Source organism: Methylobacterium durans, assembly GCF_003173715.1.
In the GTDB taxonomy this organism is placed as follows: Bacteria; Pseudomonadota; Alphaproteobacteria; order Rhizobiales; family Beijerinckiaceae; genus Methylobacterium; species Methylobacterium durans.
On the sequence record NZ_CP029550.1, the window covers coordinates 1965112 to 1982301 of the forward strand.

Here is a 17190-nt window from a genome sequence, read left to right on the forward strand (position 1 = left end):
CCCGGCATGAAGGCGGAGCGGCAGCGGCTCGACAAGTGGCTGTGGTTCGCCCGCTTCGCCAAGACGCGCTCCCTCGCCGCCCGCCTCGTGGCCGAGGGCCATGTCCGTGTGAACGGCAAGCGCGCCGAGGCCCCGGCCAAGGGACTCGCCGTCGGCGACGTGATCACGGTGGCGGCCACGCATGTCACGGCCCTGGTCCGTGTGGCGGATCTCGGCGAGCGGCGGGGCCCGGCGCCCGAGGCGCGCCGCCTCTACGTCGATCTCGCGGACGCTCCGCCCGAGCAGGGCTAGGAGTTTCGTCGCCGCGGCGAGGAATTCATGGGTGGGACGCCGCCGGTCTATGGCGGGTGGGCGACACAGGCGCTCCTTGGGTGCGATGCGGCGCCTGCACGCTTGTCAGCACACCGCCCAGAGGCTAGAGCCGTTCGAAATCGGGGTTTCCAGGCTCCGGACGGAACGCATCAGCACAAGCATCCGCGGATCGGGCGCGAAGGCTGCGGACGGGGCGAGCGGCCCCGCAACCCGCCCCACCGAAGCGGATCGAGGACGAAAAGCGGACCATGACCTACGTCGTCACCGACAATTGCATCAAGTGCAAGTACATGGACTGCGTCGAGGTCTGCCCCGTGGATTGCTTCTACGAGGGTGAGAACATGCTCGTCATCCATCCCGACGAGTGCATCGACTGCGGCGTCTGCGAGCCCGAATGCCCGGCCGAGGCGATCAAGCCCGACACCGAGCCGAGCCTCGAGACCTGGCTCAGGGTCAACGCCGACTACGCCAAGCGCTGGCCCAACATCACGCAGAAGAAGGATGCGCCCGCCGACGCCAAGGAATGGGACGGCATCGCCGACAAGTTCGAGGCGCATTTCTCCGCAAGCCCCGGCACGGGCGACTGAGCCGCCGGCCGCCCCGCCCGAGAGCGGGTTGCGAGCGCGGTGCTAAGGGCCGCGCCGGCACGTCTGCGCCGCACGCAAAGCAGGCATTCCGAGGGCATCCTGCCCACTCGCTTCTCTCCGTGCACAACTCGGTGCAGGGAGCGCGCGCTCGTGCGCCTCAGTCGGCAATCCTTTGATTCGGCGGCCGGATTGTGATACACAATAGGCCTGCCGTCGCTCGTGCCTGACGTGCTCCCTCTTCCGCCAGACGCGGTTCCAAGGCGTTCCATGGAAACGGGGTTGCATGCGATCGACCGCTGAAGGCGCCCTGCTTTCGGTGGCCGGTCTCGTCGTGGTCCGTGTGTTCGGCCGCGCCAGGGAACCGGTGGCCCGTGCGGTCGTGCGGTTGGCGGCTCAGGCCGGGTGTCCCACCCCGGAGAATCGATTTGGCGCGGCAATTCTCGCGCCCGTGCCCTGTTTGGAGGCCCTTCTCGCATGACCACAGCCAAGAAGACGACGGCAGCCCGCCAAGGCTTCAAGACCGGCGAAGCGGTCGTGTATCCGGCTCACGGTGTCGGTCGCATCATCGCGATCGAGGAGCAGGAGATCGCCGGCTACAAGCTGGAGCTGTTCGTCGTCTCGTTCGAGAAGGACAAGATGGTCCTGCGCGTCCCCACCGCGAAGGCCAACAGCGTCGGCATGCGCAAGCTCGCCGAGCCGGATGTCGTCAAGAAGGCCCTCGACGTGCTGACCGGCCGCGCCCGCATCAAGCGCACCATGTGGTCGCGCCGGGCCCAGGAATACGAGGCCAAGATCAATTCCGGCGACCTGCTGTCGGTGACCGAGGTGGTGCGCGACCTCTACCGCTCCGACGCGCAGCCCGAGCAATCCTACAGCGAGCGCCAGCTCTACGAAGCCGCCCTCGACCGCGTCGTGCGCGAGATCTCCTCGGTCAACCGCATCACCGAGACCGAGGCCCTCAAGCTCATCGAGCAGAGCCTCGCCAAGTCGCCCCGCCGCGCCAAGAACGAGGTCGAGGCGGAATCGGACGCGGATTCGGAAGGTGACGACCTGCAGGAAGAGGCCGCCTGAGGCGCCCACTTCCCGGATGGAGCATTCGAGGTCCGGTGCGCGCGCACCGGGCCTTTTTCTTGGCCCCGGGGTTTCTTGGCCCCGGGGTTTCTTGGCCCCGGGGTTTCTTGGCCCCAGGTTTCGGCCGCATGTCTTCTGGCCTCTTGGGGATGTTCCTTCGTCCGCATCGGACGGACGGCCCGCAATATCCGGACGGACCTGTCGTCGTCCCGTCATCCCTGCCCTAGATCATGCGCGGGATCGAACGTGCGGCCGGGGTGAGCGGCGTCGCGAGCGGAATTTGGTCCCACACGCCCATCTTCATCGCGAGGGACGGAACCTTCGCGCCGGTGCTTCCGTTGTCGGTTGCCTGGCGTGGGTCCTTGCAGGCGCCGTCCGGCGTCTCGGGTGCGACCCCTGCCGTAACAGCACTCGAACCAAGAGGCGGAGGCGGGGATGGCGGAAATTGCAGGGATCCGGCGGCAGTTCATTCGGACTGCCATGGAGGCGCCCTTCCTCGCGCGCGACGAGGAACGCGGCCTCGCCCTGCGCTGGAAGGATAAGCGCGACGAGCGCGCCCTGCACCGCCTGATCTCCGCGCATATGCGCCTCGTCATCGCCCTGGCCGGCCGCTTCCGGCATTACGGCCTGCCCATGGCCGACCTCGTTCAGGAGGGTCATGTCGGCCTGATGGAGGCCGCAGCCCGCTTCGAGCCGGAGCGGGAGGTCCGCTTCTCCACCTACGCCACGTGGTGGATCCGCGCCTCGATCCAGGACTACATCCTGCGCAACTGGTCGATCGTCCGCGGCGGCACCAGCTCGGCCCAGAAGGCTCTGTTCTTCAACCTGCGCCGCCTGCGCGCCCGCCTCATGCAATCGACAGAGGAGCGCGTCGGCGACGAGATCCACCGGCGCATCGCCACCGCCATCGGCGTCTCCCGCGAGGACGTGGCGCTGATGGATGCCCGCCTGTCCGGCCCCGACATGTCGCTGAACGCGCCGGTCGGCGAGGAGAGCGAAGCCTCCTCCGAGCGGATGGACTTCCTCGTCGACGGAGCGGCGCTGCCCGACGAGACCGTCTCGGCGACCGTCGACGGCGAGCGGCGCCTGATCTGGCTGCAGCAGGCGCTGACCGTGCTGTCCGAGCGCGAGCTCCGAATCCTGCAGGAGCGCCGCCTCGCCGAGGATCAGGCGACGCTGGAGGCACTGGGGCACCGGCTCGGGATCTCGAAGGAGCGGGTCCGCCAGATCGAGAACCGCGCCTTGGAGAAGCTGCGCCGGGCCCTGGCGGAGAAGTTCCCGCAAACGGCGAGCAGCGTCTACGCCGGTTGAATTCACCGACCCGCGCAGGGCGCGGGGCGGCGGCGCGCCAATGGTCGCGGAGATTTTTGTGGCCGGTCGCTGCAGGCGTGATGCATTCGCCACGCCGGGACCTGAACTTATCAGAAGTTGTACTGAATAGGACAGAACCGGCAAAACCTGCGGATTTGCAACCCTGGGCGTCTACGTTCCGCCCCTGTGGCGCGCTATGCTCGGTCGCATCGGAAACGTGGCGATCCAAGCATTGGGAATGCTGCAGCCCTCTGCACGGCCCCTCGCGGCCCTGATCCTCCTGGCCTTCGTCGTCGCCGTGATCGCGGCCGTCGCAACCCTGCGCCACAGCCTGCCCTGGTACACGGGGCTCGCCCTGTTCTACGCAGGCGTCGCCGCAGCCGAACTCGCCTATCTCGCCCTCTGCCTCGTACGCGATCCGGGCCGGAGATCACCGGCGCAGGGCGGGAGAAAGACGGCGGCCTGAGGCTCTCAGCCGGGCCGCTGCCGCAGGATCAGGTGCGGCCGCCCCGCGAGCAGGGCGCATCCCCCCAGCACGACGGCGCAGAAGCCCGCCACGGCGGCGAGCGGCAGCACCGGCGCGAGGAAGCCTGAGGTGGCTGCGCCCGCGACGGATCCGAGATTCATCGTCGCCATGTAGACCTCGAACTCCGTCGCCGCGCCGACGCGCCCCCGGCTCGCCCGCATCAAGGCCGGCACCAGGGCGACGACGAGCAGGCCGGGCAGCACGTTGGTCAGCCCGAGGATGACCGGTCCCGCCGGCCCCGCGAGCCCCGCCGCGATCAGGGCACCGGCGAGGAGGAAGGCGGCAGCGCTCGCGAGGCAGAGGCTGCGCAGAGCCCGCAGCGGGCCTGCCCGGTCCGACCACAGGCCGATGGCGAGGGCGCCGAGCGTCCCGCCGACCAGGGCAAGCGCCGCCTGCAGGCGCGACAGCGCGGCCGCATCCCAGCCGTATCCCTGCACCAGATCGATGCCGAAGCGCAGCTCGAACAGGGCGAGCGCGCCGTCCAAGGCGAAGCACAAGCCGAGGAGCCGCAGCGCCCGCCTCCGGGCGAGCCCGAGGCCGAGACGCCGGAGGAAGCGGCGGAGCGGGATGGGCCCCGCGCCCGCCTTGGCCGCCTTCCGGGCGAACGACAGGAACGCGTCGCCGGGCACCTCGCGCACCAGCAGCGCCGGCAGGGCCGCGCAGAGGCTGAGGACGAGGAGCAGGCGCACGCTCGCGGGGAAGCCGTGGGCCGCGAGCATCCAGCCGAACAGGGCGGCGCCGAGGCTCGTGCCGACGACGAAGCCGCCGCGGGTGCAGGCGCTCATCCGGCCGAGCTCCGCCTCGGGCACGTGGTCCATGACGAGACGGTCGCAGGCGGTGTCGAGGAGCGCCGCGAACAGGCTGTGCACGAGGAAGACCATCCCGAGGGCCCCGAGCGCCTCCGGCCCCGGCAGGAGCAGCAGGGCCGCGAGGGAGGCCTGGCCGCCGAGGATCGCGACGACGCTCCAGACCCGGCGCCGGCCCATGCGGGCGCGGATCGCCCGATCGACCAGCGGCCCCCACAGGATCGGCTGCAGCGTCCAGGGCAGGCCCGCGACGGCGAAGTGGAGGCCGACCTCGGAGGCGGGCACGCCGAGCCCGGCGAGATGGTTGGCGAGCGCCGTCAGGGAGAAGCCCGCCACGAGCCCCTGGTAGAGGTAGGTGGCGAAGAACACGCCGTAGCGGGCGCCGCGGTCCCGCAGTGTCGGCAGCCGGAGCTTCGCGCCGGACGGGCGCGCGGCCGTGCCGCCGCTCATGCCGCGCCCCGGCGCTTGCGGGCAGCGGCGTGTTCGCCGATCCTCGCGCCCCGCCCCTCCCCGAGCCACCGCATGCCGTTCCCCCGACGCCGCGCCGGCATGATGCCCCGATCCCGAGGCCGCGGGCCATGAGGCACGGCGCGCGCGGCCGCCGGAACCGCGCGTGAGCGGCGGAGACTGGATCACGGCCGAGCCGGGCCCGCTCCGCGCAGCCACCGTCTGGTGCGTCGATCTCGCCCTGTCGGACGCGGCGCTCGCGGCCTGCGCCGGGATCCTGTCCGGGGAGGAGCGGGCGCGGGCGGCCCGCTTCCTGCGGCCGGTCGACCGGGACCGCTACGTCGCGAGCCATGGGGCTCTGCGCCTGATCCTCGGCCGGGCCTGCGGACGCGCCCCCGCCGACCTCGCCTTCACGGCGCTGCCCGGCGGCAAGCCGGCGCTCGCGGATGGGCCGGGGCTCGATTTCAACCTCTCCCACTCGGGCGCGCGGGCGCTCGTGGGGCTGTCGCCGCGCGGCTGGATCGGCGTCGATGTCGAGGCCCTGCGCCCGATGCCGGATGCGGGCCGTGTAGCGCGGACCACCTTCGCCCCCGACGAAGTCGCCGCCCTCGCCGCCCTGCCCGCCTCCGACCTGATGCCCGCCTTCATGGCCTGCTGGACCCGCAAGGAGGCCTTCGTGAAGGCCGTTGGCACCGGGCTCGCCATGCCGCTCGCGCGCTTCAGCGTCTCGCTGCCGCCCGCGCCCGCTTCCCTGCTGCGCCTCGCGGGCGAGCCGGGAGCGGCGGAGGCGTGGTCGCTCCATCATCTCGAGCCCGGCGGCGGCACGGTCGGCGCCGCCGCGCTCGCGGGCGCCGGGGCCATGCTCGACCTGCGGGCCCTGCCGTCCGGCTGGCCGCATCGACTCCTCTGACGGCGTCCCCGTGATCGGGTGCAGGCTCGGCAATGATTTGCTTGCGGCCCGGGAGAGCCCCGGCTATAAGCCCGCTCGCTGGCGGAGACGCCGGCCTTCGGAGTGTAGCGCAGTCTGGTAGCGCACCACGTTCGGGACGTGGGGGTCGCAGGTTCAAATCCTGCCACTCCGACCAAAATTCCCGCCTCTCACCTCATCCTCGCACCCATCGGCGGCCGGTCATGCCGCGCCGGTGAAGGGAAATCCCTTCTCTCTTCCGGGTCGTGTCGGGATGGGTCGCATCCGGCGCCTCGGGATCGCGCAGGTGCCGTTCGGGTCGCGGATCGAGCGGCGGGAGACTAGGCTCATGCCCGCGGCTGTCGGCGCCTCATTGGATCAGGAAGACCTGCCGCACGGTGCCGCTCGTGTCGCGCACGATCATCTGCCAGCCGTCGCCGAGGGTCGCGAGCTCGCCGCTCTCGCGCAATTCCTTGATCGCCATCAGGGCCTGGACCAGGGCACGATCGACGTCCGGGGCCAGGGTTCCGGCCCTGTCGTGCAGGGTGCGAAAGCCGTCCGTCAGGTCGAAGTGGAAGCGCTGAGCCATGTTGCCCGATCCGCCGCGAAGCACCCAGGGCAATTGGTGGGCCGCAAAGGTTAACGGAAACTTAACAGGCCGGCCCCTGGCGGCGGGCGGGGATACCCTCGCGGCCCACACCCGCCACGCGGCGCTCAGGACACGATGCCCGCGCGTGCACCGTGACGGTTGCGTGACAGGCGGCGGCGTCCGGCTGTGGCCGCGCCGCTACTGATCATGACGGCGCGTCACGCTACGGCAGCCGCAGTTCGTATCCCGAGACCGCGAACCAACTCCGGGCGCGCCCCGTCCAAGGGCGCGCCCCCCTTTCGCTGCCGGCCGTTTGGCCGCACGGCCGGGATGGGAACATCGTCCGGGGGTGCTCCGTTGCCTCGCGGTTGTGTCAGCGAAACCAGCAATCACAGATGGTATTCTTGCCCCTCGGCTGCCCACCCGACGGCGTGCGGCCCTCGCGCTCGCGCCGCACGGCCGGGCCTCGCCTGATCCGATGACGAATTTGCGCGCGGTCGTCGCCATCCCGGCGCGCGACGAGGTCGAGCGGATCGGTTCCTGCCTGCAGGCCCTCGCGGTCCAGACGGGGATCACGGCCGGCGGCTACGGGGTTCTCCTGTTCCTCAACAATTGCCGCGACGGAACCGACAGGCTCGTCGAGGCGCTGCGCCCGGCCCTCCCCTTCCCGCTCCGGGTGATCCGGCGGGACCTCGCCCAGGCGACGGCCGGCTCGGCCCGGCGCGCGGCGATGGAGGCCGCCGCGTCGTGGCTCGAGTCCGAGGGCGAGGGTGAAGGCGTGATCCTCACCACCGACGCCGACAGCCGGGTCGGCCCGGACTGGGTGGCCCGGTGCTGCGACGGGATCGAGGCCGGGGCCGACGCGGTGGCCGGGTGCATCGCCCTCGATCCGGCGGAGGCCGCCGCCCTGCCCGATTGCCTGCACGCCCGCGGCCGGCTCGAAGGCGCCTACGAGGCCCTGCTCACCGAGATCGCGGCGCGGCTCGACCCGGAGCCGCACGATCCCTGGCCGCGGCACGCGACGGAATCCGGCGCGACGCTGGCGGTGCGGCTCTCGGCCTATCGGCAGGTCGGCGGCCTGCCGCCGCTGGCCCTTGGCGAGGACCGGGCCCTCGTCGCGGCCCTGCAGGCGCGGGACTTCCGGGTGCGGCACGATCCCGGAATCGTCGTGGAAACCTCGGGGCGTCTCGACGGACGCGCACCGGGAGGCGCTGCCGACACGATGCGCCTGCGCTGCGCCGCGCCGGATTCCCCTTGCGACGACCGCCTCGAAGCCGTGCCGCGCGCCCTCCTGCGCCTCGCCCTGCGCCGTCGCCTGCGCCGCCTCCACGCCGGGGGACGCCTGGGCTCGATCGGGCGCTGGGCCGAGGCGATGGGCATCCGGCCCGAGGAGGCGGGACGGATCGCGGCGCTGCCCTGCTTCGGGCAGGTCCGGGCCGCGTTCGAAGCGGCGAGTCCGCGCCTCGCCGCCCGGCCTCTGCGGCCGCACGCGCTGGCGCGCCACATCGCCCTCGCCCGCACCGTGCTGGCCGGCCTGCGCCTCGTCAGCCGCTTGCGCGCCGCAGCAGGTCCAGCCGGTATCGCTCCGCCCGTTCCTGATGCTGCACCCGCGCAAACCCAGCCGAGCACCGGATGACGCTCTCGGCCGCCTCGTCTCCGGTCAGCGGATAGTCCGTCTCGCCCGTCCAGTGCACGAGGAGGAGGTCGCCGCCCGGCGCCAGAGCAGCGCGCACCCGCTCGACCAAGGCGGCGAGGTCCGCCCGATCGAGGTAGTAGACCACCTCCGAGAGGAGGATCAGGTCGAAGGTGCCGTCGGGCCACTCGTCCGGCACGCGGCACCGCGCGACGTGGATGTGGGGCTGCCCGGCGCAGGCGGCACGAGCCGCCTCAAGGGCGCTCGGGGCCACGTCGACGGCGAGCAGCGCCTCGCAGCGTTCGCCGAGGGAGCGCGTGAGGACGCCGATCGAGCAGCCGATTTCGAGCGCGCTTGCGTAGCGGGGCCGCGGCAGTGCGGCGAGGGTGGCGGCATATTTATCCCGCTCGTAATCGCTCGTCGCGAAGCGCCAGGGGTCCGGATCGGCCGCGTAGAGCGCCTCGAAATAGGCGGGCGGCAGGGACGCGGTGCGGCGGCTCACGCCGCGACCTCCAGGAAGATCTCGTGGGAGCCCAGGAAGCGGGCAATCATCTCGGGCGGCAATCGGAACCCCTCCGGATCGTCGTCGATCAGGTCGGTCACCTGCGAGCCATGCGCCCGGATCGCCCGCTCCTTCGCGGCGCGATGGGCGGAGACGTCGAGGCGCAGGCCCCGGGGCTCGTCCGCGATCTCGGTGTCCGGCGGCAGGGACCAACCCCAGACCGGGTAGGCGTGGACGCGCAGACCGGGGCAGAGCGGGCGCGCCAGCGCGACGATGGCCGCCGAGGCCGCGTGGTCGCAATGCGGATCGTGCCGCCACGTCACCACGATCCCGCCCGCCGCACACGACGCCGCCACCCCGGCGATCGCCCTCGCGGCATTCTCCGCGTCGGGACCGGAGGATGGCACGGCCCCGTCCGGCAGGCGCAGGAAGGTGATGTGCTCGGGTCCGAGCCTCAGGATGGACGCGGCCTCGACCGTCTCGCGCTCCCGCAGGGCGGTGAGACTTTCCGGGGGGTAGGCCCGCGAATTCGGATGGGACCCGGCGCCGTCGCTCACCACGATGAGCCGCAGGGCGCGCCCCGCGGCGCGCGCCTCCGCGATGAGGCCGCCGCAGCCGAGGCTCTCGTCGTCGGGATGGGGCGCCACGACGACGAGGCCGCCGGCACCCGCGAGATCGTCGAAGCGGCCGAACGGCAGGGCTTCGGCCGCCGCGAGGAAGGCGTCGGCCCGCATCAGGTGCCGGGCCCCGCGGCCCAGAGATCGCCCGCGGGGCGGGATTCGTCGAGCACGTGGCGGGCCGCGAGCGTCAGGGCCCGGTCGGGCGCGGGCTGCCTAAGGTAGGTGGCGAGATCCCGCCCCAACCGCTCCAGCGGGTGGTCGCGCAGGAAGCCCTGCAGCCCGACCGAGCGCTGCGCCATCTCCAGCACGTCGAGTCCCGCCCGCTCGACGGCGAGCCGGGCGAGATTGACGTAGGCGACGGTGCGTGCCGGCTCCTCCGCCCCCGCCGCGACGCGCTCCGCGGCCCGGGCGACCCAGAGCCGCGCCGTCTCGGCGGCGCCCGCGCCCGCGCCGAGGCGGGCGAGTTGGTGGGGATCCTCGCCCCGGCCGGTCCGGCGCAGGTGATTTCGCCACGCGTCGAGCACCGCCTCGATCCCGCCGAGCTGCACGGCCGCGAAGCGCCAGGCGCCGCCGGAGAAATGCGGCTCGGCGTGGTAATCGTCCGGGCCGCCGAGGATGTCGGCCTGCGCGACCGGCAATCCGGTCAGGTCGACCGTGCCGGTCGCCGAGGCCCGCATCCCGTGCGCGCGCCAGGCCGAGAGATCGGCGCGCCCCGCCCCGTCGAGGGCGACGACGAGCATCAGCGGCGGCTCGCCCGGCGCCGGGCAGGCGGTGACGAGGGCGCGGCTCACGAAGCCGGCGCCCGAGGCGAAGGTCTTGCCGCCGCGCAGGGCGCGGCCGTCCGCCGTCTGGACGAGGGCGAGGCCCTCGCGGCTTTCCGTGTTCCAGACGCCGAACAGGTGGCCGTTGCGGCTGTCCGCGAACAGGCGCGCGTGCTGGTCCGCCGTGCCGTAGCGCAGGACGAGTTGCAGCGCGTTGACGTGCCCCTCGTAGATCCGCCCGAGCGCGAGGCTGCCGTAGCCGACGAGGCGCAGCACCTCCAGCAGGGTCGCGGCCGCCTCGGCCTCGCCGAGGCCGACGCCGCCCGACGCGCGCGGCAGAGGTGCGGCGAGCAGGCCGAGACGCCCGAGATTCGCGACATCGTCCACCGGGAAGCCGTCGTCGCGATCCGTCGCGGGTGCGCGGTCCGCCGCCGCTGCCGCCGCCTGCCGTGCCGCCGCGACGATCGAGCGGGCCGTCCCGTCCGATTCCGTGAGATCCGGCCACGTGCCGTGCATGCCGCCTCCCGGGCTCAGACAGGACGAAGCCCGCCGCGGCCGGGCCGGGCGGGCGCCAGATGCAACATGATCCGTTTCACGTCAGATGAGGTAGAGCGTGGTGTCGGTCTTGAAGACCGTCGGGCATTTCCGCTGCGCGACCAGTTCCTCGGCCTCCCGCAGCGTGATGCGACGCTCCAGAGCGATCTCCGGCAGCGTCATCCACTTGGCGTCCATCGTCCATCTCCAACAGAACTCGGACACGCAACGCGTGAGACCGCGCCAGGTTCGGCCCGGGCGCGCCCCGAGGGCGACATCGGGTCAGACGGAAAGCCGGGGCGCGGCCCCGGTCAGGCCCGCCTGTCCGGTCGGGCACTCGGGACGGCGAAACGTCCCTCCTCGGCCTTGTTGATGTACTGGCTCGCGATGAAGAGCCCCTTCAGCGGCCGGATGATCGGCACGCAGGCGAGGAGCAGCAGTGGCAGCGTGATCACCGCGTGGATCCAGAGCGGTGGATCGTAGGTCAGCTCCAGCCAGATCCCAAAGGCGGTGACCGGGAAGGCCATCGTCATCATGATGAAGAAGGCGGGCCCGTCGGCCGGGTCGGCGAAGCCGTAATCGAGCCCGCACGCCTCGCAGCGGGGCTTCAGGGTGATGAACCCGTCGAACAGGCGCCCCTCCCCGCAGCGCGGGCAGCGGCAGCGGAGGCCCACCGACATCAGCGACTGATCCGTCGATCTCTGCATCATCCCCTATCCTCCGACCCGGAAACGCACCGCCCGATGGCGGGCCTCCTTGCATCGCATCAATGTATGTTTTAAACATCCATACAATCTGCGGTGCAGGCGCTGAAGCAGCTCTCTGGTCGCCGCTTCTAAAAGCGGCCTTTGGCTGCTTTCGAGCGCAATGTATGCATACATTGACGGATTGCCAGGGGTCAACGATGGAATCCTGGGTGCCTACAATCACGGCGGAGGCCGGGCCGAAATACCGGGCCATCGTGAGGGCGCTGGCCGGCGACATCCGCAGCGGGCGGCTCGCCCCGGGTACGCGCCTGCCCCCGCAACGGACCTTGGCCAAGCTCCTCGACGTCGATCTGACGACGGTGACCCGCGCCTTCAACGAGGCGCGCCGGGCCGGATTGATCGATGCCGCGGTAGGCCGTGGCAGCTTCGTTCGCGGCCCCGCCCCCGCGCCCCGGAATCCGGGCGCGGCGGAGAGGTCGGGCAGCGTCGATTTCAGCATGAACATGCCGCCGCAGCCGGTGGAGGCGCGGCTCGCGGAGCGGATGGAGGAGGCCCTGGCGCGCCTCACCGGCGCCCGAGGCTTCCTCGACCGGATGCAGTATCAGGACAGTGCCGGGACCATGCCCGACCGGGCCGCGGCCGCGGAATGGCTGGGGCGGCGGCTCGGTCCCGTGCCGGTCCAGCGCGTCCTCGTGGGGGCGGGTGCGCAGGCGGCGCTGGCCGCGATCCTCTCCGTCACGCTGAAGCCCGGTGACGCCCTCTGCGTCCCCGCCCTGACCTATCCGGGCCTGCGCATGGCGGCCGAGCGCCGGGGCGCGCGGCTGGTGCCGGTTGCGTCCGACGCCGAGGGCCTCGTCCCGGAGGCCCTGCTCGACGCCTGCCGTGCCCACCGGCCCCGCGCCCTGTACGTCGTGCCGACGCTCGACAACCCGACGACCGCGACGCTGCCGCCCGCCCGGCGCGCCGAGATCGTCGAGATCGCGCGCTCCCATCAAGTCGCGATCATCGAGGATGATGCCTACGGCGCGCTCCCCCTCGACGCGCCGCGCCCCCTGGCGGCGCTCGCCGGCGAGATCACGTGGCACATCGCAACCCTGTCGAAATGCGCCAGTCCCGGCCTGCGCATCGCCTACGTCGCGGCGCCGGGAACCAACGAGGCGGTCCGGCTCGCGGCGGAGTTGCGCGCCATCAGTTTGATGGCCTCGCCGCTCGCGGCCGCGCTCGCATCCGATTGGATCCGCGCGGGGGACCTCGACGACGTCGTCGGGGCAATCCGCCGGGAGAACGGACGGCGGCAGGACATCGCGCGGGAGATGCTGGGCGATCTCGATGTCCTGGCCCATCCGGCCGGGCAGCACCTCTGGCTCCGGCTGCCCGCACCGTGGCGGCGTGGGGAGTTCGGCGCGCATGCGCGGCAGCTCGGGGTGTCCGTGGTCCTCAGCGACGCCTTCTCGGTCGGTCCGGCGCCGGAGGCGATCCGTGTCTCCCTGGGGGCCGCGCCGGACGGCGAGGCGCTGCGCTACGGCCTCAGCCTGCTGGCGAACCTCCTGGCACACCCGCCCGGCGCGATCTCCACCATCGTCTGACCGGGATACGGGTTCGACGGGACGGCCTGCTCCGACCCGTCGAACCCGCTCACTCTCCGGGCTCCTGCACCGCGAAGCGGTCCCGCCCCGGCCGCGGCGCGGCGCGCCTCCTTGCGCCGAGGCAACCCGTCGTAGAGCGCGGCCTTGCGCGCGGCGACGAGCAGGAGCGCGGAAAGGGCGAGCATGCTGGCGTCGAAGGCCAGGAAAAGCGTCTCGACCGGTGCGGGTCCCTCGCGCACGATGCGCACCACATCCGCGGCGCAGACGGCCGCGTACAGGATCGCAGCCGCGCTCAGCATCTCGGGCCACGCCCGCTTTTGCGGCCGGAAAGGGGCGACGAGGCCGACGAGGAGCCAGACGGCGAAGAAGGCCCAGACCTCCCAGGCCCCCCGCTCCGCGAGCCCGACCGGCAGGAGGCGGTTCGCCAGGAAGTAGGCGGCGACCGCTGCCGGCAGGCCGGCCACGGTCGCGACGTTGAGGCCCTGGACGAGCCGGAGGCCGAGGCCGGGCCGCGCGCCGGTCTTCGGCGCGCGCGCGACCGTCCAGAGCACGAGCCCCGTCGCCACCATCGCGCAGCCGGCGAGTCCGCACAGGAAGAACAGCAACCGCAGGATCGCGCCCGCGAAATGCGCCTCGTGCAGGCCCACCATCGCCGTGAAGGTCTTCGAGGCGGGCTTCAGGCCGCCGGCGCGGATCTCCACGACCTCGCCCGTGGTGCCGTCGAAGGCGACCTGGGGATGCTCGTGCGAGAGGCCGTGCGGCTCCTCGAACACGGCCACCACCGAGGCGTTGGCGTCCTTCGGGTTGACGACAGAGAGGCGCTCCAGCGGTTCGGGGACCGTCTCCATCGCCCGCAGCACCATCGGCCCGACGGGGGCGAGGGTGCCGGGCCGGCCGGTGGGCTGGCGCGGCGCCGTGATCTGGCCGGACTCGGCGAAGAAGCGTTGCGCATCGCCCTTGTAGGCCGTGTTCACGCCCCAGGGCACGTACATCAGCATCAGCGTGACGACGCCGGTGTAGGTGATCATCAGGTGGAAGGGCAGCGCCAGCACGCCGGTGACGTTGTGCGCGTCGAGCCAGCCGCGCTGGGCCGATTTGTCCCGCCGGAAGGTGAAGAAATCCGCGAAGATGCGCCGGTGCGTGACGATGCCGGAGACGAGCGCCACCAGCATGATCATGGCGCAGAGGCCGACGATCCAGCGGCCCCAGAGCGGGGGCATGTTGAGCTCGAAGTGGAAGCGGTAGAGGAAGTCGCCGCCCCGCGTGTCGCGGACGCCCGAGGGCGCGCCGGTCTCGGGGTCGAGCAGGACGTGGCCCGGCGGCCGGCCCGGCCCCGTCCGCCAGAACAGCTCGATCAGCGGCCGCTCGGTGGTCGGCAGGCCGATGAACCAGGCCCGCGCCTCGCCCGCATGGATCCGCAGATGCGCGACGCCGCGCTCAGCCGCCGCCATCGCCTCGGGCGCGAACGCCGCGTCGCGGCGCAGTTCCGGCCGCATCCAGGCCGAGATCTCGGTGCGGTAGTAGCTCGCGGTCCCCGTGACGAAGACCGCGAACAGCACCCAGCCGACCACGAGGCCGGACCAGGCGTGCAGCCACGCCATCGACTGGCGGAAGCCCTTGCGCATCGGCCGCTTCCTACCAGCGGTAGCGCAGGGTCGCGTAGACCGTGCGCGGCAGCCCGAGATAGCAGCCGGAATAGGCGAAGCAGCCGGTCACGTAGCGCTCGTCGAGGAGGTTCTGGGCGTTAATCTGCATGGTGAAGCCTTGCAGCGTCGCGTCGAGATGCTTCAGGTCGTAGGAGACGACCGCGTCGACGAGCACGCTCTCCGGAACCTTGAAGGTGTTGGCCGGGTCGCCCCAGGAGGGGCCGAGATAGCGCACGCCGCCGCCGAGGCCCAGCCCGATGAGCGGGCCTTCCGTGAAGCGGTAATCGACGAACAGCGAGGCGGTCTGGTCCGGCACCTGCACCGGCCGGCGCCCGAGGAGCGGCACCTGCCGGCCCGTCAGGTCGTTCAGGGTGGTGCCGATGTCCTGGGTGTTGCGGATGTCGAGGAGCGAGAAGCCGCCGATGAGCGTGAGGCCCGTCGCCACGTTCGCCCGCGCCTCGAACTCGACGCCCTGCACGCCGACCTCGCCGGCCTGCACGACGAAGCCGGGATTGACCGGGTCGGTGTTCGTGGCGTTCGAGCGCCGGATGTCGAAGAAGGCGGTGGTGAGCAGGATGTCAGTGCCGGGCGGCTGGTACTTGATGCCGGCCTCGTACTGGTTGCTGGAGATCGGAGTCGGGATGCGCCCGGCCGTGCCGAAGGCCGGGTCGAAGATGCGCCCGTTGACGATGGGCTCGAACGCCTCGCTGTAGGAGACGTAGGGCGCGACGCCGCTGTCGAAGAGATAGAGCAGGCTCGCCCGGCCGGTGAAGGCGTCGGCGGGCACGTCCTGGTTGGCGACGGCGCCTGTGGCCAGCGTCCGGGTCGGGCCGAACTGGCGGGCGATGTCGTAGCGGCCGCCGAGCGTCAGCACCAGCCGGTCGAACTTCACCTGGTCCTGGAAGTAGACGCCGGTCTGCTCGGCGGTGATGCGCGCGTCCGCGGTGAAGGCCGGGAACGGGATGTTCATGTTGTAGTCCGGCGCGAGCGCGTTCAGCGGCGGCGCGGCCGGGAACGGGCCGGAGAGCGTCCTCGTCTCAAAGCTTCGGTGATCGACGCCGAGGAGCGCGGTGTGGGCGAAGATGCCGGTGTCGAAATTGGCGACGAAATTGTTGTCGATCGTGAAGGCGTCGATCTGGACGTTGGTGCCGCCGCGGGAGCGGGCGATCAGAGGGCCGCTCGTGAAGGGCCCGTTCGAGTCGTTGAAGGCCGTGAAGACGCTGCGATAATCGCCCTGCGTGTACAGGTAGCGGGCCGCCGAGTGGAAGCGCAGGTGCTCGTTGATGCGGTGGTCGAACAGGTAGCTGATCGAGCCCTGCGTCCGGTCCGAGCGCTCGAAATTGCGGTCGCCGTCGTAGAAGTCGGCCGGCAGGCGCCCGATCACGCCGTTGCCGAAGTTGCGCGGAAACACGGTGCCCACCGCCGGGAAGCCGCCGTAGAAGCCGGAGAACGGGTCGCGCTGGTAATTGCCGATGATGGTGAGCTGCGTGTCGGTCGAGGGCCGCCAAGTCAGGCTCGGGTTGATGAAGGCGCGCTCCACCCGCGTCGTCTCGGCCGGCCCGTCGCCGTTCCAGCCGAGGCCGATGATGCGGTAGGCGAACTGGTCGGCTAGAGGCCCGCCGTCGGATGGGATCGGCCCACCGACGTCGAAGCCGCCGCGCACCTCGCTGAAGCCGCCGCCCTGGATGAAGATCTCGCCGTGGCGGACGAATTGCGGAACCTTGGAGACGAGGTTGACGATGCCGCCCGGGCCCGACTGCCCGTAGAGCACCGAGGCCGGCCCCTTGATGATGTCGACGCGCTCGAGGCGGAACGGATCGACGGTCGGGAACGCGTCGCGGCTTCCGGGCAGGGCGAGGCCGTCGAGGAAGAGCGGTGCGGTGAAGCCGCGGATGTAGAACTGCTCCAGCCGGGTCGAGCCGGCGCCGCCGCGCTGCTCGGTGGTGACGCTCGGCGTGTAGCGCAGGGCCTGGTTGATGGTGAGGGCGTTCTGATCCTCGATCTGCTGGCGGCCGATCACCGAGACCGACTGCGCCGTCTCCAGGATCGGGGTGTCGGTCTTGGTGCCGACCGTGCTGCGGCTGGCCAAGTAGCCGGGCACCGGACCGGTCGCTCCGCCCGGCCCGTAGAGGCCCTCGCCGAGGCTCCGGGCGCCCCCCAGACCCGTGACGTTCAGTTCGGCCAGCTCGACGTCCGTCGCGGCAACCTGCGCCGAGACGGCGCTCGGCACGACGCTACAGGTCGTCGAGAGCAACAGAATAGCCAGCGATCCCTGCAAAGACTGCCTGATCTCGCGCCGTGCGCTATCCTGCCTGTACCGACCCATCTCGCGATCCTCAACACAAACGCATCGCATAATATTTCTGCCGATAGCGGCAAGACTCGCGATGTGCTTGCGTTGATAGCGGTCGAATAAAATATGCCAAGCGTTATCTTATGGAATACGTCTAAACTGCTTTGGAATTGGTCTAGATAGGATTAGGCCCGTCTTCTGATTGTGCCCGGAATCGCTGCTCAACGGCATTGTACGCCCTGGCGCGCGGGCCGCATGACGGGGGCGGACGGGTTGAATCCGCAGCACTTGGCGCCCGGCGACACGGTCGGCACCAAGCAACTTCGATCGTGAATTGTCACCCAGAAGCAAC

Annotated in this window: 17 protein-coding genes and 1 tRNA gene; 9 read left to right on the forward strand and 9 right to left on the reverse strand. The window is 71.5% G+C overall.

Going from position 1 to position 17190, the window contains the following annotated elements:
• Positions 1-6 precede the first annotated feature (6 nt).
• From DK389_RS09110 to DK389_RS09130, 5 genes are all read left to right on the forward strand, one after another.
• Positions 7-291 (forward strand): RNA-binding S4 domain-containing protein, encoded by a 285-nt coding sequence (locus tag DK389_RS09110; RefSeq protein WP_109888991.1) that lies wholly within the window; start codon positions 7-9, stop codon positions 289-291.
• Between the two features lie 269 nt (positions 292-560).
• Entirely contained in the window at positions 561-899 is a 339-nt protein-coding gene (gene fdxA / locus DK389_RS09115) for a ferredoxin FdxA (protein ID WP_109888993.1), read from the forward strand.
• 474 nt (positions 900-1373) lie between these two features.
• Positions 1374-1970, forward strand: a complete 597-nt coding sequence (locus DK389_RS09120) for a CarD family transcriptional regulator (RefSeq protein WP_109888995.1) — start codon at positions 1374-1376, stop codon at positions 1968-1970.
• Positions 1971-2405: 435 nt separating this feature from the next.
• Entirely contained in the window at positions 2406-3281 is an 876-nt protein-coding gene (locus tag DK389_RS09125; protein WP_109888997.1) for an RNA polymerase factor sigma-32, read from the forward strand.
• 238 nt (positions 3282-3519) lie between these two features.
• A complete protein-coding gene (locus DK389_RS09130) occupies positions 3520-3747 on the forward strand; it encodes a hypothetical protein (RefSeq protein ID WP_109888999.1) in 228 nt (75 codons plus the stop codon).
• Positions 3748-3752: 5 nt separating this feature from the next.
• Here the strand turns inward: DK389_RS09130 and DK389_RS09135 are convergent, their stop codons facing one another.
• Positions 3753-5063: an MFS transporter gene (locus DK389_RS09135; protein WP_109889001.1), complete on the reverse strand. Its 1311-nt coding sequence runs from the start codon at positions 5061-5063 to the stop codon at positions 3753-3755.
• 163 nt (positions 5064-5226) lie between these two features.
• Between DK389_RS09135 and DK389_RS09140 the strand changes: the two genes are divergently transcribed.
• Positions 5227-5970 carry a 4'-phosphopantetheinyl transferase family protein gene (locus DK389_RS09140; protein ID WP_236960756.1) on the forward strand — a complete coding sequence of 248 codons (744 nt, stop codon included), beginning with the start codon at positions 5227-5229 and terminating at the stop codon, positions 5968-5970.
• Between the two features lie 98 nt (positions 5971-6068).
• A tRNA-Pro gene (locus DK389_RS09145) sits at positions 6069-6145 on the forward strand.
• A 192-nt stretch (positions 6146-6337) separates the two neighbouring features.
• Here DK389_RS09145 and DK389_RS09150 read toward each other — a convergent pair.
• The gene (locus DK389_RS09150; RefSeq protein WP_109889003.1) at positions 6338-6556 is read right to left on the reverse strand and encodes a DUF6894 family protein; all 219 of its coding nucleotides are present in this window, start codon (positions 6554-6556) and stop codon (positions 6338-6340) included.
• A gap of 478 nt (positions 6557-7034) precedes the next feature.
• On the opposite strand from DK389_RS09150, the gene DK389_RS09155 reads away from it, so the two are divergent.
• Positions 7035-8192, forward strand: coding sequence for a glycosyltransferase family 2 protein (locus DK389_RS09155; RefSeq protein ID WP_109889005.1), 1158 nt, complete (start codon positions 7035-7037; stop codon positions 8190-8192).
• Here DK389_RS09155 and DK389_RS09160 read toward each other — a convergent pair.
• The 5 genes from DK389_RS09160 to DK389_RS09175 all read right to left on the reverse strand — a co-directional run bounded on the left by DK389_RS09160 (position 8101) and on the right by DK389_RS09175 (position 11313).
• Positions 8101-8691, reverse strand: a complete 591-nt coding sequence (locus tag DK389_RS09160) for an SAM-dependent methyltransferase (RefSeq protein WP_109889007.1) — start codon at positions 8689-8691, stop codon at positions 8101-8103. The two genes, DK389_RS09155 and DK389_RS09160, sit on opposite strands and share 92 nt — an antisense overlap.
• Entirely contained in the window at positions 8688-9425 is a 738-nt protein-coding gene (locus tag DK389_RS09165) for a PIG-L deacetylase family protein (protein WP_109889009.1), read from the reverse strand. Before DK389_RS09165 ends, DK389_RS09160 begins: the two co-directional genes overlap by 4 nt.
• Positions 9425-10588, reverse strand: a complete 1164-nt coding sequence (locus DK389_RS09170; protein ID WP_109889011.1) for an acyl-CoA dehydrogenase family protein — start codon at positions 10586-10588, stop codon at positions 9425-9427. Before DK389_RS09170 ends, DK389_RS09165 begins: the two co-directional genes overlap by 1 nt.
• Before the next feature lie 81 nt (positions 10589-10669).
• Positions 10670-10804 (reverse strand): hypothetical protein, encoded by a 135-nt coding sequence (locus DK389_RS34950; protein WP_257791937.1) that lies wholly within the window; start codon positions 10802-10804, stop codon positions 10670-10672.
• A gap of 113 nt (positions 10805-10917) precedes the next feature.
• Positions 10918-11313, reverse strand: a complete 396-nt coding sequence (locus DK389_RS09175; protein ID WP_109896193.1) for a DUF983 domain-containing protein — start codon at positions 11311-11313, stop codon at positions 10918-10920.
• Between the two features lie 197 nt (positions 11314-11510).
• Here DK389_RS09175 and DK389_RS09180 point away from each other — a divergent pair, with 197 nt between their 5' ends.
• Positions 11511-12899: an aminotransferase-like domain-containing protein gene (locus tag DK389_RS09180; protein WP_109889013.1), complete on the forward strand. Its 1389-nt coding sequence runs from the start codon at positions 11511-11513 to the stop codon at positions 12897-12899.
• On the opposite strand, the gene DK389_RS09185 is transcribed toward DK389_RS09180, so the two are convergent.
• Both DK389_RS09185 and DK389_RS09190 read right to left on the reverse strand, forming a co-directional pair.
• Positions 12833-14524: a PepSY-associated TM helix domain-containing protein gene (locus DK389_RS09185; RefSeq protein WP_109889015.1), complete on the reverse strand. Its 1692-nt coding sequence runs from the start codon at positions 14522-14524 to the stop codon at positions 12833-12835. The genes DK389_RS09180 and DK389_RS09185 overlap by 67 nt on opposite strands.
• A 10-nt stretch (positions 14525-14534) precedes the next feature.
• Complete coding sequence (locus DK389_RS09190) at positions 14535-16871, reverse strand: TonB-dependent siderophore receptor (RefSeq protein ID WP_109889017.1); 2337 nt, start codon at positions 16869-16871, stop codon at positions 14535-14537.
• Positions 16872-17190: the final 319 nt, after the last annotated feature.